The sequence below is a fragment of the Devosia sp. WQ 349K1 genome, from assembly GCF_016595685.1.
Taxonomy (GTDB): Bacteria; Pseudomonadota; Alphaproteobacteria; order Rhizobiales; family Devosiaceae; genus Devosia.
On sequence record NZ_JAENGO010000001.1, the window covers coordinates 608,054 to 633,450 of the forward strand.

The window sequence follows — 25,397 nt, forward strand, 5'->3', positions numbered from 1 at the left end:
GTTACTTCCCTTTCGCGGCCTTCTTCGCGAGGGCCCGCTCGCGCAGCTTTGGCGCGTAATCAGCCTTGTTTTCCTGACGCGCGCGCCCGAAAGCTACAGCATCAGCCGGAACATCTTCGGTGATGACGCTTCCCGAAGCAGTATAGGCACCATCACCAATCACAACAGGCGCGACGAGCGACGCATTTGAGCCAATAAAGGCATTTGCACCAATAACGGTTTTATCCTTGTTAACGCCATCGTAATTACACGTAATCGTGCCTGCGCCAATATTTGTTTTGGCACCAATCTCCGCATCACCCAAATAGCTGAGATGTCCCGCTTTTACGCCATCGGCGAGCTTTGATTTCTTCACCTCAACAAAATTTCCGAGGTGAACATCTTTGCCCAGCTCTGCGCCGCCACGAACGCGCGCAAAGGGGCCTATGCTAGCGCCTTCACCGATCACGACATCTTCGAGATCACAGAACGCGCGAATTTCGACATTGTCAGCGATTCTGACGCCCGGGCCAAAAACCACATTGGGGAAGATGGTCACGTCACGACCGCATTCCGTATCCCAGGAAAAGAACACGCTCTGCGGATCACGTAGCGTCACCCCGTTTTCCATCATCTCAGCGCGTTTGAACTGCTGGAAAGTCGCCTCGGCCTCAGCCAGTTTGGTGCGATTATCCACGCCAACCAATTCGCTGGCATCGGCTTCGATATAGTCAATCTGGCGCTTATCCGCGACGGCCAGCTCTACCGCGTCGGTCAAATAGTATTCGCCCTTGGCGTTCTTGTTATCTATGCGATCAATAACAGCGCGAAGCGTATCAGCGTTGAACGCGATAATGCCAGAATTACAAAGACCTACGCGGCGTTCCTCGTCGCTCGCATCCTTATGCTCGCGAATAGCCAGCAACCGATTGCCATCCGTGAGAAGGCGACCATAACCGGTGGGATTGTGTGGCCTGAAACCGACCACAACCATATCCGCGCCTGCATCAAGTCTTCCGACGATCTGGCCGATTGTTTTCTCGGTCACAAGCGGGGTGTCGGCGTAAAGAACGAGAACGTTGCCAGTTTCATTCTGAAACGCGTCACGCGCTTGCTGAACAGCATGACCTGTCCCAAGACGTTCCAGCTGACGCGCAATAAAAGCATTGCTCTCAAACCGCGTTACTGCCTGCTCAACTGCTTCGTGACCGGGCCCCACAACAACAGCAATGCGCGACCCAAATGATTTTGCTGTCCGCAAAACATGGCTCACCACAGGCAATCCACCCACGGGGTGTAATACCTTAGGCAAAGCGGATTTCATTCGCGTCCCTTCGCCAGCCGCGAGGATAATCGAAAGCAAATCAGCCATAACGCTCACTCCAATACCGAAAATCACTCGGCTTATGGTAAATAAATAGCCAACAACTATTGGCGAACCCACAACAACAGGCCAATCCTCATTTCCAGCATAAGGCTCGATTCGGGCCAAACATTTGAGGACTGCGATTGGCTAGAGCATCCGACCATTTCCGGCAATCCGACGTGACATTTTGGGGCTTAGTTGCCTTAGTCACGGCGGCGCTTGCTGTCATCAGCTCTAATGTGTCGGCAATCGTACCACACGATTTTATCAAAGCGTTACATACGCCCCGCATCAACTCTACTTCTGTAGAAGGACTGCGCGAACAGGTCAGCGGCCTGCAAGATAATCTGCAAAAACTCAATCAGGACTACCAGTCCCTGCAGTCGCAGACCCAGCTCCAGGACCAATCGGGCAAAGACGTCTTGCGCCGGGTAAGTGCCCTAGAAGTCACAATACCCAATATTGTCGAAGCCATCCCGCGGCCAACCGTCGACGTCACCAGTTTGACGGCGACTGTCGACCAAGCCTCCGAACCGATTGAAATGGCGGCACTGGGTGGAAGCGTTTCTATCCGCCAATCCCCCTTGCCCGGTGCCCAACCCGTGCCGGTCACATTACCACAAGCCATGCCTGCGCCGCTCAGTGACGCGCCCAATTCGGTGCCACCGAACCCGATCCCCTATGGTGTTGCCATTGGCGGATTCGTTGCACCACAAAATGCCGAAGCCACTTGGCGAGACCTTCAAATGAAGCTGGGACCACTCCTTCTGGAGTTTTCCCCAGTCCTGAGTGCGCAGACTGACCAGGGTAGCCGCATCCTTGTTGGGCCCATGGAAACCCTAGCAGAAGCTAGGCAAATGTGCGAACGACTTGAACGAATTGCCTTTTCCTGCCTGCCAGTGAGCTATGAAGGCCGCCAATTGTTTGCACAGGAACCGCATGAGGGCGGTTGACTTGGCGCGAACTCTAGCTATGTTCCGCCCCAACGCCGCAGGGCGTACATAGCGGGCGCCGGTAGCTCAGTGGTAGAGCATTCGACTTTTAATCGAATGGTCGCGGGTTCGACCCCCGCCCGGCGTACCACTTCCTTTCTATTCCCAATCAGATTTCAATGCCTTGGGCGAATGGTGTACCTGAGCGGTTCAGCTTTATGACCCAGACAGATCTCGATCCTGATCCCTATGCAGAGTTGGAATATCGCGCAGACGCTTTCGAGCTCGCCGAGGACTTCCGCAAGCCTATTCGCGTGCAGCGTGGCGCCCGCAAAGGCCCGCCAAACTCTCTGAGTGGTGCACTGCGCCGTCGCTCGCTTTAGAATCAGCCCTGCCCCATGCTATGGGCAGACAAGCGACTTCTAAGGGGCACACATGTCGAACGATCTGGCAGATCTCATCAAGGTCATGGCTGTAACCCTGCTGGTGACTGCTGTCTCCACCTTAGTCATGCTCTACACGATCTGGCTGGTTCGTCGCTACGTTGGCGACATCCCCGTCATCGGCCTAGTTGGTCAGGTCGGCGTGCCCGGCGTGGCCGCCATGCTAGCGGACAACCGCATCTTCAGCACCTTGATCACGCTCCACGTCATTGCCACGGGCGTTGCCCTGCTCTTAGCGAGCAACACCATAGACATGGCCCTCCTGATCACCGCAAAGGCCGCCACGGTCATCCTTTCGGCTCTTCTGGGCTATGCTGTCGGCTTTATGGGCTACTTGCAGATCAACAATGCCGGCGCATTCAATCTGAATGCCCTGCTCCCAGCCATTATCGCTCTGCTGATCTACTTGGTGCTGAGCACTTGGGCCAGCATGCCCAGCCTGCGCAGGCTCAATCACCTGCGCTTCCCTTTGGGCATTCTCGCTATCCTGTTCGGACCGCTTCTTCTTACCGTACTTTAAGCTGCGACGGTGACGACAAGCGGACCGTTCTTGGTCGCAACAATCGTGTGCTCATACTGAACGGTCGGAGCCATTGGCTCCGCGATGAGCGTCCATTCATCGTCTTCAGATTTTTGTTCAGCCCATTCGCCGCCGAGCGACAAGAATGGCTCAACCGTGAACACCAAACCCTCTTGGATAATGCGGCGCTCCGACTTATCCGGCCAGGTGGAAATCTGCCCCGGCTCATCGTGCAAGCTATCGCCAACACCGTGGCTGGCGAGGTTGCGGATCAGCGTATAGCCGCCCTTCTTGGCAAACTTGCCGATGGCGTCGCCAATATCGGCAAGCCGCGCACCGGGCTTAACAACCCGGATACCCGCCCACATCGCCTTTTTGCCATCGCGACAGAGGTTTTGCAGGCGCGGGCTCCCGCCGCCTAATACCAGCGACATGCCGCAGTCGGCATAGACGCCGTCCTTTACGGCAGAGACGTCAATGTTGACGAGATCGCCTTCCAGCAAAATCCGATTACCGGGAATGCCGTGGGCGATCTCTTCATTGACCGAAATGCAGGTCTGACCTGGGAATTGATAGGTCACGACCGGGGCAGAAAGAGCGCCATGTTCCGCAAGGACTTTGGCGCCAATCTCATCCAGCTCGAGTGTCGTCATACCGGCTTGCAGTCCTTCCGCCATGGCGTCTCTCGCCAGTGCGCAAATTCGGCCGATAGCTTTCAGTTTAACGAGCTGGTCCTCGGTAGTGATAATCAATTCTTATGCCTTGTTGGCGAGGTAGTATTTGACGAGCCCCTGCGTGGAGCTGTCATGGTTTTCTGCGGCCTGTTCACCCTGCACCTTTGGCAACAGTGCCTTAGCCAGCTGCTTGCCGAGCTCAACGCCCCACTGATCATAGGAATTCACATTCCAGATCACGCCCTGCACGAACACCTTGTGTTCGTAGAGCGCGACCAGCGCACCAAGCAATTCCGGCGTCAGCTGCTTGTAGAACAGGGTGTTGGACGGACGATTGCCGGGGAACACCTTGTGCGGGGTCAGTTCCTTGATCTCGTCCTTCGACAGGCCCTGAGCCTTAAGCTCTTCGACGACCTCAACTTCGGTCTTGCCGAGCATCAGCGCTTCAGACTGTGCCAACACATTGGCGACCAGCTTATCGTGATGCGGCGGCAGCTGTTCATGTGGCTGCGCAGCGATCAGGAAGTCACACGGAATAACGTCCGTGCCCTGATGGATCAGCTGGTAGAAAGCGTGCTGACCATTGGTGCCGGGTTCGCCCCAGACGATTGGCCCAGTCGACCAGCCAACGTTCTTGCCCGAAAGCGTCACGGACTTGCCGTTGCTTTCCATGTCCTGCTGCTGGAGATAGGCCGGGAAGCGGCTCAGGCGCTGGTCATAAGGCAACACGGCATGGGTCGAGAACCCCCAAGCGTTGCGGTACCACACGCCCAACATGCCCATGATCACCGGCAGGTTGTTTTCCAGTGGCGTTTCAAGGAAGTGGCGGTCCATAGCGTCGGCGCCAGCCAGGAACTTCTTGAAATTGTCAAAGCCAACGGCCAGTGCCACTGGCAGGCCGATCGCCGACCACACCGAGTAGCGACCGCCGACCCAGTCCCAGAAACCGAAGATACGGTCTTCGCGGATACCAAACTTAGCGCAGGCAGCGATATTGGTCGAAACGGCAGCAAAGTGGTTCGGAACAGCGTCTTCGCCGAGCGCCGAAGCCAACCAATTGCGCGCCGTATGCGCATTGGTCATGGTTTCGTCGGTGGTGAAGGTCTTGGACGCGACGATGAACAGCGTCTTGGCCGGATCAAGCCCCTTGAGCGTGTCATGCATATGCGCGCCATCGACGTTCGACACATAATGCGCGCGCAGGTCGGCACGGGTGTATGGCGCAAGGCCCAGTGTGACCATTACCGGACCAAGGTCCGAGCCACCGATACCGATGTTGACGATGTCGGTGAACTGCTCGCCGCCATGGCCGCGAATATCGCCCGAACGCACAGCGTTGGTATAGGCCTCAATGGCTGAAAGGACCTCACGAACGTCTGGCATGACGTCCTTGCCATCAACTTCCACCGGCTTGTCGCCCTGATAGCGTAGCGCCATGTGCATGACGGCGCGATCTTCGGTGATGTTGATGTGTTCGCCTTCGCACATCTGCGCACGGCGTTCTTCGACGCCCGCTGCACGTGCCATCTCAAACAGAGCGGCCATGACCTCTTCATCGATGCGGTTCTTCGAATAATCGAGAAGAATACCAGCACCTTCCGCCGAGAAGCGCTTGAAACGGTTTGGGTCTTCAGCGAACAGCAGACGCATTGGGCGCTCTGCCATCACATCGACCATCTCGCTCAGCGCTTCGAAACCTGCCTTACGACCAGACTTACCCATGTGTTCCAACCCTTCTTCGATCATTAGAGTGGCGCAATATCACCAGCGGCCCACTGGGCGCGAGTTGCTGCAGCGAAATCGTTCATGCGCCCGGCCGAAATAGCCGCGCGAGCACCTGCCGTAAGCTCTTGATAGTAAGCCAGATTGATCTGCGACAAGATCATCGCACCCAAGATTTCCTCGGTACGGATGAGGTGGTGCAGATAGGCTCGGCTCCAACGACGGCAATTTGGATTTGGTGAAGCCTCATCGAGCGGGCGATGATCTTCCTTATGGCGTGCATTCTTCAAATTGATGACGCCAAAACGCGTGTAAGCGTGACCGTGTCGGCCCGCACGTGTTGGGTGGACGCAATCGAACATGTCGATACCGCGCTCAATACCGCCCAAAATATCATCTGGCTTACCAACGCCCATCAAATAGCGAGGACGCTCGGTCGGCAGTTCTGGGGTAATGTCGGAAAGCACGCGGAACATGACTTCCTGCGGCTCACCCACAGCCAGACCACCCACAGCATAGCCATCAAAGCCAATCGACTTCAGGCCCGCAGCTGAACGGGCACGCAGCTCTGGGTCATCCCCGCCCTGCACGATGCCGAACAGCGCACGGTTCTGCTGGTTGTTGAACGCAACCTTAGAGCGGTCAGCCCAGCGGAGCGAAAGCTCCATAGCGCGCTCGATTTCCTTGCGCGGCGCGGGCAGCGAAATACATTCGTCCAGCTGCATAATGATATCGCTATCGAGCAGCGTCTGAATTTCGATCGACCGCTCTGGGGTCAATTCGTGGCTCGAACCGTCGATATGCGACTTGAAGGTCACACCCTTCTCGGTGAGCTTGCGGAGCTTCGCCAGCGACATAACCTGGAACCCGCCACTGTCGGTCAGGATCGGGCGCTGCCAGTCCATAAAGTCATGCAGGCCGCCCAGTTTGGCGACGCGTTCCGCACCCGGACGCAGCATGAGGTGATAGGTATTCCCGAGCAGAATATCCGCACCGGTCTCGCGGACCTGTTCAGGATACATAGCCTTGACCGTACCAACGGTACCAACAGGCATAAATGCGGGCGTATTAATCTCACCGCGCGGCGTGTCGATACGACCGCGACGGGCCATGCCGTCCGTGGCGAGAAGCGAGAAGTTGACTTGTTTCATGGCCTGCGTTCTAGCCGTTTGTTTGCCGTCGGACAATGGAGCTTATCCCGTAGCGGTTACCCATATTCAGCGCATTACCCATGCGTTCTACGAAGACCGGGAAAACAAACATATCAAAACAGAAAACACAGAACTTGTTTGTGCCTCAATTATTCCGCCAAAATATCAGAACCATATGGAGGATTCTTGCATGCGCCTTGCCCCTTTAGCGCTTTCGATTGTGGTCGGCATGGCCGCACCAGCCTACGCAGATATTGCAGGGAAGTGGAGCGGCGAAGGTGAAGGCGACCTCTCGGCCGAAATCACCCATATCGAGGCCGACCGCTATGGCGTTTCGCTCTCAACTGTTGTTCCGATTGGCGACACTGGTGGCTGTGCTGGTGGCATTGATGGTGAAGCGCTGTTCACCGCAGAGGGCGGCAACTTCTTCGTCGAGAATGAAGACTACAATCCGTCTGAACCACAATCTTACTACAACATCCGCATGTGCGAGATTTCCTTCAAGCTCACACCCGATGGCACACTCATCACCGAAGAAGTCGAAGGCTGTGGTTACTATCACGGCGCCGCATGCGGGTTCTCGGGCGGACTGACCAGGATCGACTAACCCGCCTTAAGCCAGCGCCCCAACGGCCGCGGCTCCCAGCTGGAAAACACCATAAACAAGCGCCAAAGCCACAGCGAGCCCAATTGCTGTGGCAATCAATCCGATGATCAATGCAACGCCATCGCGGTTCAGCATGGCGAAAGCCACGATACACAACCCAACATTGGGAATGGCATTGATCAGCGGGATGGGAACAACCATTACCAGCCCCACAATGACGACCAATACCGCATAAGGAATGGTCATGACCGCGCCGGTCATCCAGCGCAGGCGCGGCCGCGAAAACCGCGCCACGATGGCCGAGACCCGCGCCACGATTTCGCTCCCCTTCAGCAGAGGAGCAACCGGAAGACGCCGATCCCCGATAATCCCCGGCAATCGGATTGTCCGACCCAAAAGCATAGCCCCTGCGACAGCGATCATTGTCCAGGCGATAACGCCGCCGAAGCCTGGCGGACCGGGCACCATATTGAGCAGGCTCAGCAGCAAAAGGATAAGGCGATGGGATTTTTGCCCCATCGCCTCAATCAGTTCAGCAAACGTCAGCTTCGGCGAACCGCTCTCCGCCAGACGGCGCAAGACGGAAACGATGCGGTTTGAATAACCGACGATCGGCGCCGAAATATCACTCACGCAGCATCCTCAGCATGTGGCGCGCGATGCAGCAGCGAAGAGTCGCCGTAAGAATAGAAACGATAGCCATTAGCGATGGCGTGGGCATAAGCCTCGTGCATTTTCTCAAAGCCTGCAAAGGCCGACACCAGCATGAACAGCGTCGACTTGGGCAGGTGGAAATTGGTCATCAGCACATCAACCGTGTTGAAGCGATACCCCGGCGTGATGAAAATGTCGGTGTCGCCGACGAAGGCCTCTAGCTTGCCCGTCGGACGCGACGCAGACTCGAGCAAGCGCAAGCTCGTCGTTCCCACGGCAACCACACGACCACCAGCGGCGCGACGCGCATTGATGCGATCGACCGTTGCTTGCTCCAATTCACCCCATTCGGCATGCATCTTGTGGTCGTCGGTGTCTTCCGCCTTCATCGGCAGGAAGGTCCCCGCGCCTACATGCAGCGTCACGCGCTCGATTGTGACACCCATAGCTTCAATCTTGGCCAGAAGCTCGTCGGTGAAGTGCAGGCCAGCGGTCGGCGCAGCCACCGCACCATCTTCAGCCGCATAAACCGTCTGATAGTCGGTCTTGTCACGTTCCTCGATGCCACGCTTCGCGCCGATATAGGGCGGCAAAGGCATCGCGCCATTGGCCTTAATAGCCTCGTCGAGCTGCGCGCCCGAGAGTTCAAACTTAATCGTCACCTCGCCAGCATCACCTTTTTCGGTGATTTGGGCCCGCAACGCCTCACCCTCTTGCCCAAGTTCGAGCAGATCGCCTTCAGCAAGCTTCTTGGCGCCCCGCGCAAAAGCGCGCCACGTATTGGCGTCATCGCGCTTATGCAGGTTGAAAGACACCCCTGCCCGGTTCTCACCCCGAATACGCTGCCCCTTGAGCTCCGCAGGCAAAACGCGGGTGTCATTGACCACCAACACGTCGCCCGCACGCAGCAGATTGAGCAAATCAGGAATATGGCTATCCACGAGCGCCTCGCCCGGACGCACAACCAACAAGCGCGCACTATCGCGTGGCTCAGCCGGATGCAGGGCTATCAGGTCTTCGGGAAGTTCAAAGTCGAAATCGGAAACACGCATGACGGCTCGTTACCATGTTCACGCCGCAACACAAACACGGCTCTCGCAATCACTGTCTAAAGCACCCGGATCATCACCGCGCCAATGATCAAAAGCGCCGCACCAGTGATGCGCCCGACACTGAGTTCACGCACCGCCATGCCCATAAACCCGATTTTATCGAGCCACAGCCCAGCCATAAGCTGTCCGGTCACGGCCAGCGCCATCACTGCACCTGCCCCAATCATGGGCGTCAAAGTGATATTGGAAAACACATAGACCGCGCCCAGCAGCCCGCCGGCGATCAGCGTCCACCAGGCCGGTGCTGCAAAATTGATCGGGGTGGCGGTGACATTGCTGAACAAAAACGCTAGCGCCCAGAGCACAATCCCGCCCGCCAGAAACGACACAGCCGCCGCCGCGATTGGGACTTCGAGGGCTTTACCCAGATTGGCATTGATTGGCGCTTGAACAGCGATACACGCGCCAGCGACGACGCCCACGAGCGCCCAAAGAATTGCATCCATTTTCAAAGCAGCGACCCTAGAAGACCCGACGGGGATGAACCATCAACCCATCGGCAATTACGCTCTTCCATTCCAGAGTCGGTCAACACGGTTTGAACTGTGTCGCCAAAAACAAACTGGCGACCCGAAGGCCGCCAGTCTGAAAACAATTATTCGGTGATGTCAGCAGCGACCTTAACCGAGATCATGTGATCCGGGTTGATCACTGGCTCGCCGCGCTTGATCTGATCGACGAATTCCATGCCTTCGATCACATTGCCCCAAACGGTGTACTGCTTGTCGAGGAAGCGAGCATCGCCGAAGCAGATGAAGAACTGCGAATTAGCCGAGTTCGGGTCCTGAGCGCGGGCCATCGACGCAGTGCCACGAACGTGTGGCTCAGCGTTGAATTCAGCCTTGATGTTCGGGTACTTCGAACCACCGGTACCAGCGCGAGCTGGGTTGAATTCTGGCAGATTGGTGTTGCCGAACTTCACGTCGCCGGTCTGCGCCATGAAGCCTTCGATCACACGGTGGAACACTACGCCATCATACGCGCCTTCACGAGCAAGCGTCTTGATGTGCGCAACGTGGCCAGGAGCCACTTCTGGCTTCATGGCGATAACCACTTTGCCCTTGGTGGTTTCGATGACGAGGGTGTTTTCCGGATCGGCGTAGGCCATGTGACTGCCTCTTGATTTAAAATTTGTTGGGCGGGTTTAGGCGGTATGGGCAGCAAGCGCAAGCGCTTCGGCACTTCCCACAGTCATGACAAAGCCCCCAGACGCTCCGGGGGCTTTGACTGAGCTCTTACTTATATTCGATTTCAGCGTCGATGATCTTGTCGGGGTTAGCGACCGAACCATTGTTGGACTGGTTGCCCTTTTCGAGCGCGTCGACAAGTTCCATGCCCGACGCAACCTTACCGAAAACGGTGTACTGGTTGTCGAGGAAGCTCGCGTCAGCGTAAGTGATAAAGAACTGCGAGTTAAACGAATTCGGGTCCGACGAGCGCGCTGCGCCGACGATGCCGCGCTGGAAGCTTTCCTTGTTGAATTCAGCTTCTACGTCTGGGAGATCCGAACCACCCATGCCCGCACGGCCGAGGTTAAACTCAGCGCCCTCAGTCTTGCCGAACTGCACGTCGCCGGTCTGGGCCATAAAGCCATCAATCACACGGTGGAAAACAACACCGTCATAGTCACCACGCTTGGTCAGCTCGACAATGCGCTCGACATGCTTTGGTGCCAATTCCGGCAGCAGTTCAATATCGACCACGCCGTCTTCTAGCGTCAGGATGAGGTGCGGCTTACCTTCTTGGGCGAATGCGGGAGCGGCAACCAGCGAAACACTCAGCGCAAGCGCAGCGAAAGTACGGCGAGTAATCATGGTCATTTCTTCTGAAGAGCCTTGAGAACGATTGAAGGTACAAAAGCGGAAATATCGCCGCCCATTTCAGCGATCTGACGCACTAATGTGGCCGAGATGTGCCGAACAGGCGGGCTTGATGGCAGAAACACAGTTTGTAGGTCCGGCGCCATTTGCGCATTCATCCCCACCATCTGCATTTCATAATTATAGTCGGTCGTATCACGCAGCCCGCGAATGATCAGCTTGGCGCCATGTTCGCGCGCCACATTGACCATGAGACCCGAGAAATCGACGAATTTGAATTCGGTCTGGGTACGCACGCCGATCGGGCCGAGCACCTGTCGCAGAATTTCGGTGCGATCTTCGTGTGTGAACAGAGGGTTCTTTTTGGTGGCACTCACACCAACACCGACAACAAGCACATCCACGAGCTTGCAGGCCCGCTCAATAACATCGAGATGACCATTGGTCAGCGGATCGAACGAGCCAGGATAGAACCCAACAAGATTAGCCACAAAAACCTCCCTGTACGTTAGCTCGTTTTTTCATGTGAACAGGACTGAGGCAAGTCTCTGGAAAAGATGATCAAAAGCTCGGGTCCAACGTTCCGCTCAATAATCTGCCAGCCAAGTCTCTCGTAAAAAGCCTGCAACGGCGGTTTCGCGGAGAGATAGACTGTGTGATGCCCGAGCCGTCGCAGGCGCATGGTCACCTCAGCAACCAACGCTCGGGCCACGCCTTTACCTCTCGCCCAGTCCTCGACCCATAATGCCGCCAGACATGGGGATAGTTCCGGGCGCTCGAAAATATCGCTGTCGATTGCCGTAACAGTCCCTGCGAACCGACCATCGAGAAGCGCGACGAGCGTAAAGGGAAACTCCTTTGCGTCCAAAACTGCCGAGAGTTCCGACTTCACGCTCTCGGGCGTCTCGCCATATGGCTGCCACCAAGTGCGCCATAGCCGGTCAGCGACAACATCCAAATGTGTGCGTGCGTCCTGCAACCGGCAGATGGTGAGCGTGGAAATCTGCAGCCCCCTCAAGCCTTCTGCATGAAAGCCAGCCACACGGCTCCGAGCATCAGGATCACCCCCGAAACCCGCGATACCAACTGCACGCGCTGCGCGCTGATCAACTCGCGAGCTCGCCCCGCCACTAGCGCATACAGCGCGTCGGTAGAACCCGCGACCAGCATGAAAAATATCCCCAAGGCCATAACCTGCGGAAACGCCGGCTGATTGAGGTCAACAAACTGCGGCAGGAAAGCGCCTAGGAAAATCAGCACCTTGGGATTGCTCAGAATGACGAGAAACCCTTCTACTGCAATGCGGAAATTGGAGCGCTCAGTCTTCACCGCGCCTTGCCCGAGTTCACCTTTGGAGCGCAACATGTTCCAACCCAGATAGACTAGGTAGCCAGCGCCAATCAGCTTGATGATGTCGAAGGCCCAGCCCATGAACGCGACGAGCGCTTCCATGCCGAGGGCGACGACAAATGTCATCGCCAGAAACCCGGCCTGCGTACCGGCAACAATGGCTAGACCGGCCTTAGTGCCGCGTGCCAGCGAATTGGCAATGATCACCGTCACCGTCGGGCCTGGAACGATGGCCAACAGGAAGCAAGCGACCAGATAAGGCAGAAGCGTAGACATGGAGACCATCCGTCATCCCCCAGCGTGTGTTCTCAAAGCCCCTATCGGGGGCGTGCCTAAAGCGTCACACGTCAACCTTGAACCCAAGTTCAATTTCGCTGGCCGGAAGCCCACCGAGCCCCCAGTTTTCTCGCGGAACCTCGTGCAAGATCACCTTGACGTCATGGGCTGCAACACCGAATGGCGCGAGCTCTGCCACCAGCGCAGCATAAAGACGACGCTTGGCCTCAATGCTCCGCCCGGTGAAGAGGCTGATCTCAATCACCACATAACCCGGGCCCTTCTCCTTGCCCGTGATGAAGGCTTCATCATCAATCTCGACAAGCCTGACGCAGCGATCATTTTCGGGGATCAGAATGCCCGTGATCAGCGCCCGCTGAACGGCTTCCAGAAACTCCCGTCGCCTCTCTCCCAACCAGCCACGTCGTGTTTCAATTCGCGTTGAAGGCATAGCTCTCTCAACTCATATTTCAGCACAAACAAAAGGGCCGTCCCAATGGAACGGCCCTTTCAATTATTTACTCTTGATCGCCCTCTGGAGGCGTCTCGCCTGCATCAGGTTCGCTCGGCGGCGCTTCTGGCGCAGTCGGATCGACCGGAGCCTCACCGTCAGCTGCAGTCACGACCACGTCTTCATCATCTTCCGGCTCGGAGATGTGCTCGACCGAAACGACCTTCTCGCCGTCAGCTGTGTTGAACACAATCACGCCCTGCGAGCCACGGCTCACGATGCGGATTGGCTTATCACCGCCCACTGGCAGACGAATGGTCTGGCCGCCATCAGAGATCAGCATGATCTGGTCAGCGTCTTCGACCGGGAAGGACGCAACGAGATTGCCGTTACGCTTGTTGACCGCCATCGCCACGATGCCCTTACCACCGCGACCGGTGATACGATATTCGTGGCTCGAGGTGCGCTTGCCATAGCCGTTTTCGGAGATGGTCAAGATGAACTGCTCGACAGCACTCATCTCAGCGTAGCGTTCCTGGCTCAACTCGCCAGCAGCGACTTCACCTTCGTCCGAACCGCCCTCTTCGCTTTCACCTTCGCCACGAACGGCTCGGCTCATCTTGAGGTAGGCAGCACGTTCTTCCGCACTCGCGTCCGAGTGGTTGATGATCGTCATTGAGATGACCGTGTCGCCTTCGGCAAGCGCGATACCACGCACGCCCATGGAGTCACGGCCCTTGAACAGACGGACGTCATCAACGCGGAAGCGGATCGCCTGACCCAGTGCGGTCGTCATCAGCACGTCGTTGTTCACGGTGCAGGTGTCGACGCCGACGATGGAATCGCCCTCATCGAGCTTCATCGCGATCTTGCCGTTCTGACGCACTTCGACAAAGTCGGACAGCGAGTTACGGCGAACCGTACCGCGCGTTGTCGCGAACATGATGTCGAGGTTGCTCCAGGTGGTTTCATCCTCTGGCAGCGGCATGATGGAGGTAATGCGTTCACCCTGCTCAAGTGGCAGGATGTTGATCAGGGCCTTGCCCTTGCCGTTCACAGCAGCGAGCGGCAGACGCCAGACCTTGAGCTTGTAGGCGATACCACGGTTGGTGAAGAACAGAACCGGCGTATGCGTATTGGCAACAAACAGACGCGAAACGAAATCTTCCTCACGCGTCGCCATGCCGGAGCGGCCCTTGCCGCCACGGTTCTGTGCACGATAGGTCGAGAGCGGAACACGCTTGATGTAGCCCGCATGCGACACGGTCACGACCATGTCTTCGCGCGCCATCAGGTCTTCGTCATCGAAGTCTGCAGCGTGGTCGGTGATCTCAGTGCGACGCGGCTTGCCGAACTCTTCGCGGATCGCTTCAAGTTCTTCGCGAATGATCGCGCGAATACGCGTGATCGAGCGCAGAATGTCGAGATAGTCCTCGATTTCCGTGCCAAGACCATTCAGTTCTTCGCCGATTTCGTCACGACCGAGAGCGGTCAAACGAGCCAGACGCAGTTCGAGAATAGCGCGAGCCTGTTCTTCCGAAAGGTTGAAAGTCTCGTCGTCATTCATACGGTGACGCGGATCGTCGATCAGCTTGATCAGCGGCGCGACATCGGCCGCAGGCCAGCGACGGGTCATCAACTGCTCACGCGCTGTCGCCGGATCGGGCGCGGTACGAATGAGCGCAATGACTTCGTCGATATTCGCCACCGCAACAGCCAAGCCGACCAAGATATGCGCGCGGTCACGCGCCTTGTTCAGCAGGAAGCGTGCGCGACGCGTTACGACTTCTTCGCGGAACTGCACGAAAGCCGACAAAATCTGCTTGAGATTCATCAGCTCTGGCTTACCGCCGTTCAGCGCAACAAAGTTGCAGCCAAACGAGCTTTGCAGCTGGGTGTAGCGATAGAGCTGGTTGAGCACGACCTCAGGAAGCGCATCGCGCTTCACTTCGATAACAATGCGCATGCCTTCGCGGCTGGATTCGTCGCGCAGGTCTGAAATGCCCTCGACGCGCTTTTCGCGCACGAGTTCAGCAATCTTTTCAACGAGATGCGCCTTGTTCACCGAATATGGGATTTCGGTGATGACGATAGCTTCACGGTCCTTGCGAACCTCTTCCACGGTCGAGCGACCACGCACCATGATCGAACCACGGCCGGTCTCATAGGCCTGGCGGATACCCGCACGCCCCAGAATGATGCCGCCTGTCGGGAAGTCTGGACCGGGCAAATGGTCGATCAGCTCTTCAGTGGTGATGTCTGGATTGTCCAGAACAGCCAAAGCGGCATTGATCGTTTCGCTCAGATTGTGGGTCGGAATATTGGTGGCCATGCCCACCGCAATCCCCGTCCCGCCGTTGACCAGCATGTTCGGGAAGCGCGCAGGCAGCACAGACGGTTCACGCTCGGAGCCGTCATAGTTGTCGCGGAAGTCTACCGTGTCCTTGTCGAGGTCATCGAGCAAAGAGTTGGTGATCTTCTGCATGCGCACTTCGGTGTAACGCATAGCGGCCGGCATATCGCCGTCCACAGAGCCGAAGTTCCCTTGACCCTGAGCCAGCATCTCGCCCATGGCGAAATCCTGAGCCATACGGACCAAGGCCATATAGATCGAGGAGTCACCGTGAGGGTGATACTTACCGATAACGTCACCGACCACACGCGCCGATTTACGGAACGGCTTGTTGTACTCGTAACCGTTCTCGCTCATCGAGAACAGGATACGACGGTGAACAGGTTTTAGGCCGTCACGGACGTCTGGCAGAGCACGGCTCACAATCACGCTCATCGCGTAATCGAGGTAGCTCGTGCGCATTTCGTCGGTGATGTAGATCGGTTCGATGTCTGAGGTTGGCGAAGCGCCTGCCCCATCTTCTGGCGTGTCTGTCACTGTGTGATTCTACATTGATGCAGTTGGCCTAATTGATAGGCGATTCCACCGGAAATTACCAATTTTGCACCTCCCCACCCTGTGGACGGGGCTTTTCACAGGATTTCACCGCTTCAAGGCTCTGGAACGAGAAGCAGAAGTTTGAAACTGCGCTCTGTCGCTAGACGGGCCTAGGGTGGTTTCATACAAATCCGGCAATCTATTTCCGACACCGGGGAGTCGGTCGCAAGTGTCTCAGCCGTCCATTTTTAAACGCGCGCTCGACCGCGTCACGCACAAGCGCTCTATCGGCTTTGGGCTGGAACACATCGGGCTGACGACCCTACGCCACCCCAAAATCGTGGCGCTCCTCGTTGTACTTTTGTCGATTGCCACCTTCAGCCAGCTCCCCAAAGCCAATGTCGACGGCGATCTTTTGCGCGTCTTCGCCCATTCTGGCGAGCACTATGACGCTTATGAAGACCTCTCTCGCACCTTCGGAACCTTCGAAAATGACATCTATGTCATGGTCACAGCTGAGCGGTTGGTCGAGCCCGAGGTCTTGGAAGAAATCCGCAGCCTCGCCTTTGAGCTAGAACTCAACGAGTTCGTCACCGGCACCATGTCCCCCTTCACCATGCGCACGCCAACTTGGGACGGCTCTTCCGTTCCCGCTGTGCCAGAGGACATGCTGACGCCCGACGAAGTGGCGATGACGCTCATGGATCTGCAGCAATATGATCCCATGATGCGCAATCTGATCACGCCGGACCTAGATGGCGTGGTCCTCATCGTCTTCACCGATAAGGATATGGTGTCAGAGCATGGCGCCCCCGCCATGATTGCCTCTTTGCGCGAGAGCCTCGCGCTCTACGAAAGCACCGATATTCAGACTGAGGTTACAGGCCCACCGATTTGGACCGGCGAAATGGTCAATGCCTCTGTGTCGGACCAAATCAAGTTCACCATCTGGGGCTTTGCCCTCGGCGCGATCATTGCCTTTGCAACCCTCCGCAGCTTCTGGGGCGCACTGCTCGTCGCCGCCACGCCATTTGTTGCTGTCTCATGGACCATGGGCGCAGCGCTCTATTTCTTCGGCTCCTTCACCTTCCTCACCATTATCGTGACGACACTGGTGCTGGTGATCTCCTTTGCCGAAGCCATGTTCTTCATCTTCAACTGGCTTGGCTATTGGCGCGACGGCATGGAGCCAAACGAGGCCGTAGACGCCACTGTCAAACTGGTCGGTCCGGCTGCAGCGCTTACTATGCTCACAACCTTTGTCAGCTTCGCCTCGCTCTCCCTCACGCCGGGTCAGGGCATTCGCGAATTCTCCATCGCCGGCGCCATGGGCACATTCCTGCTCTTTGTGTGCCTGATGACCTTCCTGCCGCTGCTGCTCAAACTGGCGATCAAGCTCGGCTTTACGCCGCCCAAGCGCTATTCCCGCGCCCTCACCGCCCCCCTGCCCTTGAGCTGGAAACTCGCCAACAAATTCGGTCGGCCAATTTCCGTCGCAGCGATTGTCGTCACTCTGCTGCTGCTCATTCCTTATGCGCTAATCAAGCCGCACTTCTCCTTTGAAGATTTCATGGCCAAGGACTCGATGGCCCTGGCCACCGCCGAAAGCATCGACGAAGGTGTTGGTGGCGTTGCCCCGCTCTATGTCCGCATCGGCCTAGCCGATCCCGGCGACGGCCTGAGTGACCTCGACTTTACGAAAATCCAGACTGTCCACGCGATCACCGAAAAACACGTCGGTGAAAACAAGGTCATCTCTGCCGCGAGCGTCACCGAATATGCTGCCGCGGGCCTAACCCATGACGAGCTCTTTGAATCCGTCGGACCCTTCATGCAGCGCCGTTTCATCAATGAGGAAGGCTCGCAGGCGCTCGTGACGGGCTTTATCCCGACGATCATTCAATCCGACGCTTTGCAGGACATGGTCGACGCCATGCAGGCAGACCTTCGTGCAGCCGGTATTGACGATGCCACTGTTGGCGGCTTCCGCGTATTAGCCACTCTGGCCACCGATGACATCGTCCGCGGGCTGCAGCTTGACCTAACCCTATCGGTGCTCGTCAATTTGGCGCTCATTGGCTTTGCCTTCCAAAGCTTCCGCGTCGCGCTGGCCTCGGCGATCCCCAATCTTTTCCCAATTTTGGCAACCGAAGCCTGGCTCTATTTCAGCGGCGCAGGCCTTCAACTGACCACCGTCATCGCCCTCACCATCGCCTTCGGCATCGCCGTCGACGACACCGTCCACTTCCTCTCACACTATCTCCATGCTCGCCGCAGCAAAGGTCTCGAGCATAAGGAAGCCGTCAAACACACTATCGACCGCATCGGCGGCGCCATCATCGCCACCACCATCATCCTGTGCGCGGGCGTGTTCATCGTCGTGTTCTCGGACCTGCCACAGGTGGCCCTATTCGGCACTCTGTTCGTCGGCACGCTCGCTTTTGCGCTCATAGGAGATCTTTTCATTCTCCCGGCCCTGCTGGTTGCTGGCGGAAAGTTCTTCCAGCCCTTGGGGCAAATCAGTGTTCAACTCGGTGAAGAAGCTGGGAGCAACATGGACGCCCACGCGCCGGATCTAAAATCGGCAACAAATCCGAAACCGTGATAGCGGATTATGCTGAGCGAGCTTGCCGCTCAGTTTGAGCTCCGCCTAGAGTCGCATGACGATTCTCAGTAGGCATGACGCCGACAAAGTAAAAGTTTTTGCGTCCTATAGAGAGACGCAACGCATATACCGGGGGGCTTCGGCCGTGACATTCTTTAAGACTTTCGTGCGCTCGGCTGCGCTGGCCGCAGTTTTTGTCGGCGCACCTACGAGCCTTTCGCCGGTCATTGCGGCGCCAGCGGATGTCGCCCTGATCAAGTCCTACATTGGTGAATGGCGCGGTCGTGGAACGCTTTACGGCGCAACCACAGAAAGCGTTGTCTGCCGCCTCACCATGTCCCAGGGCAACGGCGACAAGGTGAACTACAATGGCCGCTGCACTCTGGCAGGCACCACCATGTCGCTCGCCGGCACTGTTGCATTCAACGAGCAAACGCGCCGCTACGAAGCCGCCCTCACCACGAACGCCACCTTCCACGCCACGGCGATTGGTCAGAAGCGCGGCCGCAATCTGATCTTCAACCTGCGCGAACGCGAGCAGGACGAGAAGGGCAAAGACCTCAACATCTCGGCTCAGATCCAGCTCACTGGCGAGAGCATCGGCATCGTTTTTGAAGCCATTTACATCGAGTCCGGCGATAGCCTGCGCGCTGAAGTTCCGCTGACGCGAAACTAAACCATTGCGCTAACGCCCCGACAAAATGAATACGCCGTCAATTTAAGGAATATCATCGTGTCTCAGTCCCAGCCACTCATCTCGGCACTGCATCGCTTGCAGTCCGACGAAGAATGGCTGGACACTGTTCGCACGGCCATTGGCTGGGAAGGCGCGGGCTTACAGTCGGCCGACGGCGCATGGCAAATGCAGCTCGGTCTCGTCCTAGCCAATTTCAACTATTCTCCGATCCGGTCCGACGAGGGTACGGTACACACTTTACCAAATGGCATGAGCCTGATTGGCGTGCCTTTCCTTTCGGCCTACGCCACCGAAGCCAGCTGGTGCTTATTCTGGACCTATGAGCGGCGCTCCTCCGCCGACCTCTATCGGGCCCTCGCCAAGGCGACGGCGCTTCTAGCCAAAAGCGCACTTGGCCAGCATCGCAAAGCCGCCGATCACCACGCCGAGCTCGTCGAGCGCGCCGCAGCCACAGCGCGAATAGGCGTCTGGGGCTGTACTTTGCCCGACGAAATTCTGTCTTGGAGCGATGGCGTCTACGATCTTTTCGAATTGCCACGTCGCACGATCGTTTCGCGCGATGAAGTATTGCGCCTGTACAGCGCTGAGTCAGCCGCCGAGCTTGAACAACGCCGGGCCCGTGCCATCGAAACCTTGACCGGGTTTTCTATGGACGCTGACATCACTACGGCGAAAGGCAATAAGCGCATTCTGCGCATTACCGCCGCCATTGATCACATCAATGGCGTCCCGACGCAGATTTATGGCGTCAAGCAGGACATCACGGCAGAACACGCACTCGTCGAGCAAACCCGCCTACTGGCTGAAACCGACCCACTGACGGGCATCGCCAACCGCATCCGCTTCCAATCCTGCCTCGATGATCTGCATGGCCGTACCAAGCCTCAGGCGGTCGGCGCCCTCCTGCTCGTCGACCTCGACAATTTCAAGACCATCAACGACACTTTCGGCCACCTTGCAGGCGACGCCTGCCTCATCGAGACGGCGCGCCGCCTTAAAGCTGTCGTCCCTCCCTCCGCGCTCGTGGCCCGTTTGGGTGGCGACGAGTTCGCTATTGTGACGGATGCTTCCGAGCCCTTTGATCACACTCTACCAAGCACCATTTTGGAGGCCTTCGCCGCCCCCATGATGTTCGGCGACAAATCGTGTCGGATTGGGATTTCGATTGGCGTCGCCGTGCGTCAGGCCGACGATGTGGCAGACACACTCTATCACAGCGCCGATCTGGCCCTCTATCAGGCCAAGGAAAGCGGCCGCGGAACGTGGCGCCTGTTCCGCGACAGCTAATTCACGCGTACCAGTTTCGCATGCGCAACTCGATCCCTTCACCCAACCCTGTTTCCAGTGGGCTGAGGTCACTTTTCCCAAAGTGATAGGGATAAACAATCTTGGGCTTGAATGTATTGATCGCTTCAAGCGCTTGGTCAGGCGTCATCGTATACGGCAGGTTCATCGGCACGAAGGCCACGGTGATATCCGTTAGCGCCAGCATGTCGTCGGTTGGCTCTGTATCGCCAGCCACATAGACAGTCACATCGCCAAAGCTCAATACGTAACCATTGCCGACGCCCACGGGATGATAATTCATCCTGTCTGCCGTGATGTTGTGCGCCGCAATAGCACGCACGGGAATATCGAGCAGGCTACCCTCTGCTCCATTGGCCAGAGCAGTTGCATTGGCTTTCAGTGCTGGCGGCAAAAGGTCAAACACTTCCTGATTGGTAATCAGCTTGGCATCCCCAGCGATGGCCATCAGCGTTTGCAGATGGAAGTGGTCCTGATGACCATGTGTGATCACGATGGCATCGGCTGGCGGCAAGTTCGCATAGAGTTCAGCCCCGCCAACAGGATCGACATAAATCGCTTTGCCACCCCACTCCAACACGAGGCTGGCGTGGTTTACTGGGTGAATGAGCAGATCGCCCCCGCTGGTTGGAATTGTGTCTGCGCCTGCCTCCTGCGCCATAACCAACCCTCCACTCGCGGCCGCACCCAAAGGTAGCAGTGCCATCCCAAACAAAACTGAACGTCGTTGTACCATTTCTTCCTCCAAGAAAATTCCCACGGTTGCCGAGTGTAAAGCGCTCTACCAAACCTATGCTTTGCATCAATATTGCAAAACTCTAGCGCGCATCCCCCCTCGCACCAACCCAAATCTCATCCTCTGGCCAGTCACAAAAGCAAAAGGGCCGCTCTCGCGAGCAGCCCTTCAAAAATTCCATGCCTGCTAAAGCGACATCAGAACGGGATATCGTCATCCATGCCGCCTGGCTCAAACACTGGCGCATTGGAAGAAGGACGACGCGATGCGCCACCCTGATTGCCGTAGCCACCGCCGCCGCCACCGCCCTGGTTGCTGACGCCACGGAAACCACCGTCGTCCTGCTGACCACGGAAACCGCCGCCGCCACCGCCACCTTCACCCTCGCCACGGCCATCTAGCAGCACCATGGACGAGTTGAAGTTCTGCAGCACGATCTCAGTGGAGTACTTGTCCTGACCGGACTGATCCTGCCACTTGCGGGTCTGCAACTGACCTTCGATGTAAACCTTCGAACCCTTGCGCAAATACTGCTCAGCAACACGCGCCAGACCTTCCGAGAAGATCACCACGCGATGCCATTCAGTCTTCTCGCGCTGTTCACCGCTGTTGCGGTCCTTCCAGCGTTCAGAAGTCGCGATAGAAAGGTTTACAACTTTACCGCCATTCGGCAGGTTGCGGACTTCGGGCTCATTGCCCAGATTGCCCACGAGAATAACCTTGTTCACACTGCCAGCCATGGCAAATCCTTCCGAATTCAGTCCCGGTCTGCACCGTTACGGGACGCTCCAAGGAGGTGAGGCCATCCCCGGTGCGGGACACTCACCTAAGTCAGACACCTTAAACCAGTCCGCCTCGCGGTACAGGCGCGCATTTCAGGTTCTTAACAACTGACTAATGTTCTCAAAATGTTCCACACCAAAGCCCGCCGGTCAAGCCCCTGCTGACACGGTCTGTCAGCAGGCTTGATGCAAGCAGACTTCCGAAGTCGCGCAGTATTCGGGGCTTGCTCAAATAAAATGTTCCCTTTACGTTCACAAAACATTTGAACCGGACTCGAAAACCTTTGCGTTGACGATCGCGTTAGCATTTCTTGCGCGCAACCCAACGCGAGCCTATGTGATGGCTTTCGCCAAATCCGTATAACTCCCATGGTGCAGCAGCCGCTGCGCCATTTGAAGCATGGACGACCAGATGAAGAACCCGCCGAGCCAAAACCGCGAAATCATCGTCCGCGGGGCGCGCGAACACAATCTCAAGGGCATTGACGTCAAGCTACCGCGCGACAGCCTCATTGTGATGACCGGCCTTTCCGGCTCGGGAAAATCCTCTCTCGCCTTCGATACCATCTACGCTGAGGGCCAGCGCCGCTATGTGGAGTCTCTCTCCGCTTACGCCCGCCAGTTCCTCGAGATGATGCAGAAGCCCGATGTGGAACACATCGAAGGCCTGTCTCCGGCGATTTCGATCGAACAAAAGACCACCTCGCGCAATCCGCGCTCGACGGTCGGTACGGTCACCGAAATCTACGACTATCTGCGCCTGCTCTACGCCCGCGTCGGCATACCCTATTCACCAGCGACCGGCCTGCCGATTGAAAGCCAAACCGTCACCCAGATGGTGGACCGCCTGCTTGAGCTCCCGGAAGGCACACGCCTCTATCTGCTGGCGCCGATTGCACGTGGCCGCAAGGGTGAGTTCAAGAAGGAACTCGCCGAGCTGATGCGCCGCGGCTTCCAACGCGTCAAAATCGATGGCGAATACCACGAGATCGAAGACGCTCCGGCCCTCGACAAAAAGTTCAAGCATGACATTGAAGTCGTGGTTGATCGGCTTGTCGTTTCACCCGATATCTCCGGCCGCCTCGCCGAAAGTTTTGAAACGGCACTTGGTCTTGCAGAAGGCATTGCCTTTGCCGAGTTCGCCGATGAGAAAGACGAAAAAGGCAATCCGCGTCGCCTGACCTTCTCCGAGAAATTCGCCTGCCCTGTTTCCGGCTTCACCATTGCCGAGATCGAGCCGCGCCTGTTCTCCTTCAACAATCCCTTTGGCGCTTGCCCGGTTTGTGACGGCATCGGCACCGAGCAAGGCATTGACGGCGATCAGATCGTCCCCGATACCGAGCTTTCGCTTAAGGACGGGGCCATTCTACCTTGGGCCAAGACCAGCGCGCCCTATTACCAGCAGACCCTCGCGGCCGTTGCGTCCCACTACGGCGCGTCCATGACCACGCCGTGGAAAGACCTGCCGTTTGAGGTTCAGCACGCCGTTCTGTTCGGCACCGGCCGTACTGCTATCGACTTCGTCTATGACGATGGCCTGCGCCAATACAAAACGTCAAAAGCGTTTGAGGGCGTCATCGGCAATTTGCAGCGTCGCTACAAGGAAACCGAAAGCGCCGGCACGCGTGAAGAGATCGAAAAATACATGTCGGCAAAGCCATGTCTGTCCTGCGGCGGTTATCGCCTCAAGCCAGAATCCTTGGCCGTCAAGATCGATGGTCTACACATTGGTCAGGTGACGGAGAAGTCGATCCGCAATGCCGCTGAGTGGTTCAATGAGCTCACCGACAAGCTGAGTCCGACCCAAAAGCAGATTGGCGAGCGCATCCTCAAGGAAATCCGCGAACGCATCAATTTCCTGATCGACGTGGGCCTCGACTATCTCTCCATGTCCCGCAATTCCGGCACATTGTCGGGCGGCGAAAGCCAGCGAATTCGTCTTGCCAGCCAGATTGGCTCGGGCCTGACCGGCGTGCTCTATGTTCTGGACGAGCCATCCATCGGCTTGCACCAGCGCGACAACGCCCGCCTTCTCGAAACCCTGCAACGCCTCCGCGATCTCGGCAATACCGTCATCGTCGTTGAACACGACGAGGACGCTATCCTCACCGCCGATTATGTTCTCGACATTGGCCCCGGCGCTGGCGTCAACGGCGGCAATATTGTTGCCGAAGGCACGCCGCAGGACATTCTAGACCACCCGGATTCCCTAACCGGCAAATACCTCTCCGGCCGCATGGGGATCGCTATCCCCGCCGAACGCCGCGAAGGCAAAGCGGGCAAATCGCTCTCGCTCAAGGGCGCCACTGGCAACAATCTCAAGAATGTCGATGTCGACATTCCTTTGGGAATGTTCGTCGCCATCACCGGCGTTTCCGGTGGCGGCAAGTCGACGCTGATGATCGACACCATGTACAGTGCGATTGCGCGCCGCCTGAATGGTGCACGCGTGGTCCCCGCCCCGCACCAAAGCCTCACTGGTCTCGAATACCTCGACAAGGTCATCGACATCGACCAATCCCCGATTGGCCGCACGCCGCGCTCGAACCCTGCCACTTACACCGGTGCTTTCACGCCGCTGCGCGAGTGGTTCGCGGGCCTCCCCGAAGCCAAGGCACGTGGCTACGGCCCGGGCCGCTTCAGCTTCAACGTTAAGGGCGGCCGTTGCGAGAAATGCGAAGGCGACGGCGTTCTCAAGATCGAGATGCACTTCCTGCCCGACGTCTACGTCACCTGCGACGTTTGCAAGGGCAAGCGCTACAACCGCGAAACGCTGGAAGTCCAGTTCAAGGGCAAGTCGATCTCCGACGTTCTCGACATGACCATCGAAGAAGCCGTCGAGTTCTTCGCCGCTGTTCCCGTCATTCGCGACAAGTTCGCCACCCTGCAACGCGTCGGCCTTGGCTACGTCAAAGTTGGCCAACCGGCAACGACCCTCTCGGGCGGCGAAGCGCAACGCGTGAAACTGTCGAAGGAACTGTCGAAACGCGCCACCGGCCGCACGCTCTACATGCTCGACGAGCCGACCACCGGGCTTCATTTCCACGACGTCGCCAAGCTCTTGGAAGTGCTTCAGGAACTGGTCGATGGCGGCAATACCGTTGTCGTCATCGAACACAATTTGGAAGTCATCAAGACTGCCGATTGGGTGATCGATCTAGGCCCTGAGGGCGGCGATGGTGGTGGTGAAGTCGTCGCCGCAGGCACGCCGGAGACCGTTGCGGCGAATAAGCGATCCTATACGGGCAAGTACCTCAAGGAGGTCATCGAACGACGCCCTCAATACGCGACCCGCGCAGCCGAATAGATTCAAACTCTCAACAGG

The 25,397-nt window shown here is 57.3% G+C and carries 24 protein-coding genes and 1 tRNA gene; 9 read left to right on the forward strand and 16 right to left on the reverse strand.

Features of this window, described 5'->3' with window-relative positions:
* Nucleotide 1: 1 nt before the first annotated feature.
* A complete protein-coding gene (gene glmU, locus JHL21_RS02755; RefSeq protein WP_200211798.1) occupies nucleotides 2–1,351 on the reverse strand; it encodes a bifunctional UDP-N-acetylglucosamine diphosphorylase/glucosamine-1-phosphate N-acetyltransferase GlmU in 1,350 nt (449 codons plus the stop codon).
* A gap of 137 nt (nucleotides 1,352–1,488) precedes the next feature.
* Between glmU and JHL21_RS02760 the strand changes: the two genes are divergently transcribed.
* The 4 genes from JHL21_RS02760 (at nucleotide 1,489) to JHL21_RS02775 (ending at nucleotide 3,240) form a co-directional block, all read left to right on the forward strand.
* Complete coding sequence (locus tag JHL21_RS02760) at nucleotides 1,489–2,298, forward strand: SPOR domain-containing protein (protein WP_200211799.1); 810 nt, start codon at nucleotides 1,489–1,491, stop codon at nucleotides 2,296–2,298.
* Between the two features lie 55 nt (nucleotides 2,299–2,353).
* Nucleotides 2,354–2,428, forward strand: a tRNA-Lys gene (locus tag JHL21_RS02765).
* A 67-nt stretch (nucleotides 2,429–2,495) separates the two neighbouring features.
* Nucleotides 2,496–2,660: a hypothetical protein gene (locus JHL21_RS02770; protein ID WP_169194835.1), complete on the forward strand. Its 165-nt coding sequence runs from the start codon at nucleotides 2,496–2,498 to the stop codon at nucleotides 2,658–2,660.
* A gap of 52 nt (nucleotides 2,661–2,712) precedes the next feature.
* Nucleotides 2,713–3,240, forward strand: coding sequence for a hypothetical protein (locus JHL21_RS02775; protein ID WP_169194836.1), 528 nt, complete (start codon nucleotides 2,713–2,715; stop codon nucleotides 3,238–3,240).
* Here JHL21_RS02775 and map read toward each other — a convergent pair.
* Genes map through tgt form a run of 3 tightly spaced genes read right to left on the reverse strand, consistent with a single transcriptional unit; the run spans nucleotide 3,237 to nucleotide 6,787 of the window.
* Nucleotides 3,237–3,992, reverse strand: coding sequence for a type I methionyl aminopeptidase (gene map / locus JHL21_RS02780; protein WP_169194837.1), 756 nt, complete (start codon nucleotides 3,990–3,992; stop codon nucleotides 3,237–3,239). The genes JHL21_RS02775 and map overlap by 4 nt on opposite strands.
* Nucleotides 3,993–3,995: 3 nt before the next feature.
* Entirely contained in the window at nucleotides 3,996–5,636 is a 1,641-nt protein-coding gene (pgi, locus tag JHL21_RS02785; protein ID WP_169194838.1) for a glucose-6-phosphate isomerase, read from the reverse strand.
* Between the two features lie 23 nt (nucleotides 5,637–5,659).
* On the reverse strand, nucleotides 5,660–6,787 hold the full coding sequence (gene tgt, locus JHL21_RS02790; RefSeq protein WP_200211800.1) for a tRNA guanosine(34) transglycosylase Tgt: 1,128 nt from the start codon (nucleotides 6,785–6,787) through the stop codon (nucleotides 5,660–5,662).
* Between the two features lie 190 nt (nucleotides 6,788–6,977).
* Between tgt and JHL21_RS02795 the strand changes: the two genes are divergently transcribed.
* Entirely contained in the window at nucleotides 6,978–7,394 is a 417-nt protein-coding gene (locus JHL21_RS02795) for a hypothetical protein (protein ID WP_200211801.1), read from the forward strand.
* A gap of 6 nt (nucleotides 7,395–7,400) precedes the next feature.
* Here JHL21_RS02795 and JHL21_RS02800 read toward each other — a convergent pair whose 3' ends face one another.
* The 10 genes from JHL21_RS02800 to gyrA all read right to left on the reverse strand — a co-directional run bounded on the left by JHL21_RS02800 (nucleotide 7,401) and on the right by gyrA (nucleotide 15,947).
* Nucleotides 7,401–8,027 carry an exopolysaccharide biosynthesis protein gene (locus JHL21_RS02800; RefSeq protein WP_200211802.1) on the reverse strand — a complete coding sequence of 209 codons (627 nt, stop codon included), beginning with the start codon at nucleotides 8,025–8,027 and terminating at the stop codon, nucleotides 7,401–7,403.
* Entirely contained in the window at nucleotides 8,024–9,100 is a 1,077-nt protein-coding gene (gene queA / locus JHL21_RS02805) for a tRNA preQ1(34) S-adenosylmethionine ribosyltransferase-isomerase QueA (protein ID WP_200211803.1), read from the reverse strand. Before queA ends, JHL21_RS02800 begins: the two co-directional genes overlap by 4 nt.
* 56 nt (nucleotides 9,101–9,156) lie before the next feature.
* Nucleotides 9,157–9,606 carry a DMT family transporter gene (locus JHL21_RS02810; RefSeq protein WP_210257045.1) on the reverse strand — a complete coding sequence of 150 codons (450 nt, stop codon included), beginning with the start codon at nucleotides 9,604–9,606 and terminating at the stop codon, nucleotides 9,157–9,159.
* Between the two features lie 149 nt (nucleotides 9,607–9,755).
* Complete coding sequence (locus tag JHL21_RS02815) at nucleotides 9,756–10,268, reverse strand: peptidylprolyl isomerase (protein ID WP_199532478.1); 513 nt, start codon at nucleotides 10,266–10,268, stop codon at nucleotides 9,756–9,758.
* A 127-nt stretch (nucleotides 10,269–10,395) separates the two neighbouring features.
* The gene (locus JHL21_RS02820; protein WP_169194844.1) at nucleotides 10,396–10,974 is read right to left on the reverse strand and encodes a peptidylprolyl isomerase; all 579 of its coding nucleotides are present in this window, start codon (nucleotides 10,972–10,974) and stop codon (nucleotides 10,396–10,398) included.
* 2 nt (nucleotides 10,975–10,976) lie between these two features.
* The gene (coaD, locus tag JHL21_RS02825; RefSeq protein WP_199532476.1) at nucleotides 10,977–11,471 is read right to left on the reverse strand and encodes a pantetheine-phosphate adenylyltransferase; all 495 of its coding nucleotides are present in this window, start codon (nucleotides 11,469–11,471) and stop codon (nucleotides 10,977–10,979) included.
* A gap of 17 nt (nucleotides 11,472–11,488) precedes the next feature.
* Nucleotides 11,489–12,022, reverse strand: a complete 534-nt coding sequence (locus tag JHL21_RS02830) for a GNAT family N-acetyltransferase (RefSeq protein ID WP_200211804.1) — start codon at nucleotides 12,020–12,022, stop codon at nucleotides 11,489–11,491.
* Nucleotides 11,995–12,606 carry a LysE family translocator gene (locus JHL21_RS02835; RefSeq protein WP_254081901.1) on the reverse strand — a complete coding sequence of 204 codons (612 nt, stop codon included), beginning with the start codon at nucleotides 12,604–12,606 and terminating at the stop codon, nucleotides 11,995–11,997. Before JHL21_RS02835 ends, JHL21_RS02830 begins: the two co-directional genes overlap by 28 nt.
* Nucleotides 12,607–12,670: 64 nt before the next feature.
* On the reverse strand, nucleotides 12,671–13,057 hold the full coding sequence (locus JHL21_RS02840; protein ID WP_200211806.1) for a tautomerase family protein: 387 nt from the start codon (nucleotides 13,055–13,057) through the stop codon (nucleotides 12,671–12,673).
* Between the two features lie 67 nt (nucleotides 13,058–13,124).
* On the reverse strand, nucleotides 13,125–15,947 hold the full coding sequence (gyrA, locus tag JHL21_RS02845) for a DNA gyrase subunit A (RefSeq protein ID WP_367948148.1): 2,823 nt from the start codon (nucleotides 15,945–15,947) through the stop codon (nucleotides 13,125–13,127).
* Nucleotides 15,948–16,176: 229 nt separating this feature from the next.
* Between gyrA and JHL21_RS02850 the strand changes: the two genes are divergently transcribed.
* From JHL21_RS02850 to JHL21_RS17955, 3 genes are all read left to right on the forward strand, one after another.
* Nucleotides 16,177–18,552 carry an efflux RND transporter permease subunit gene (locus JHL21_RS02850; protein WP_200211807.1) on the forward strand — a complete coding sequence of 792 codons (2,376 nt, stop codon included), beginning with the start codon at nucleotides 16,177–16,179 and terminating at the stop codon, nucleotides 18,550–18,552.
* Between the two features lie 145 nt (nucleotides 18,553–18,697).
* Nucleotides 18,698–19,228 carry a hypothetical protein gene (locus JHL21_RS02855; RefSeq protein WP_200211809.1) on the forward strand — a complete coding sequence of 177 codons (531 nt, stop codon included), beginning with the start codon at nucleotides 18,698–18,700 and terminating at the stop codon, nucleotides 19,226–19,228.
* A gap of 57 nt (nucleotides 19,229–19,285) precedes the next feature.
* Complete coding sequence (locus JHL21_RS17955) at nucleotides 19,286–20,536, forward strand: GGDEF domain-containing protein (RefSeq protein ID WP_200211811.1); 1,251 nt, start codon at nucleotides 19,286–19,288, stop codon at nucleotides 20,534–20,536.
* 1 nt (nucleotide 20,537) lies between these two features.
* On the opposite strand, the gene JHL21_RS02865 is transcribed toward JHL21_RS17955, so the two are convergent.
* Together JHL21_RS02865 and ssb are read right to left on the reverse strand one after the other, a co-directional pair.
* The gene (locus tag JHL21_RS02865; RefSeq protein WP_200211812.1) at nucleotides 20,538–21,215 is read right to left on the reverse strand and encodes an MBL fold metallo-hydrolase; all 678 of its coding nucleotides are present in this window, start codon (nucleotides 21,213–21,215) and stop codon (nucleotides 20,538–20,540) included.
* Between the two features lie 272 nt (nucleotides 21,216–21,487).
* Nucleotides 21,488–22,030 (reverse strand): single-stranded DNA-binding protein, encoded by a 543-nt coding sequence (ssb, locus tag JHL21_RS02870; protein WP_182393905.1) that lies wholly within the window; start codon nucleotides 22,028–22,030, stop codon nucleotides 21,488–21,490.
* 454 nt (nucleotides 22,031–22,484) lie between these two features.
* Between ssb and uvrA the strand changes: the two genes are divergently transcribed.
* On the forward strand, nucleotides 22,485–25,379 hold the full coding sequence (gene uvrA, locus JHL21_RS02875; protein ID WP_200211815.1) for an excinuclease ABC subunit UvrA: 2,895 nt from the start codon (nucleotides 22,485–22,487) through the stop codon (nucleotides 25,377–25,379).
* The last annotated feature ends 18 nt before the right edge of the window (nucleotides 25,380–25,397 follow it).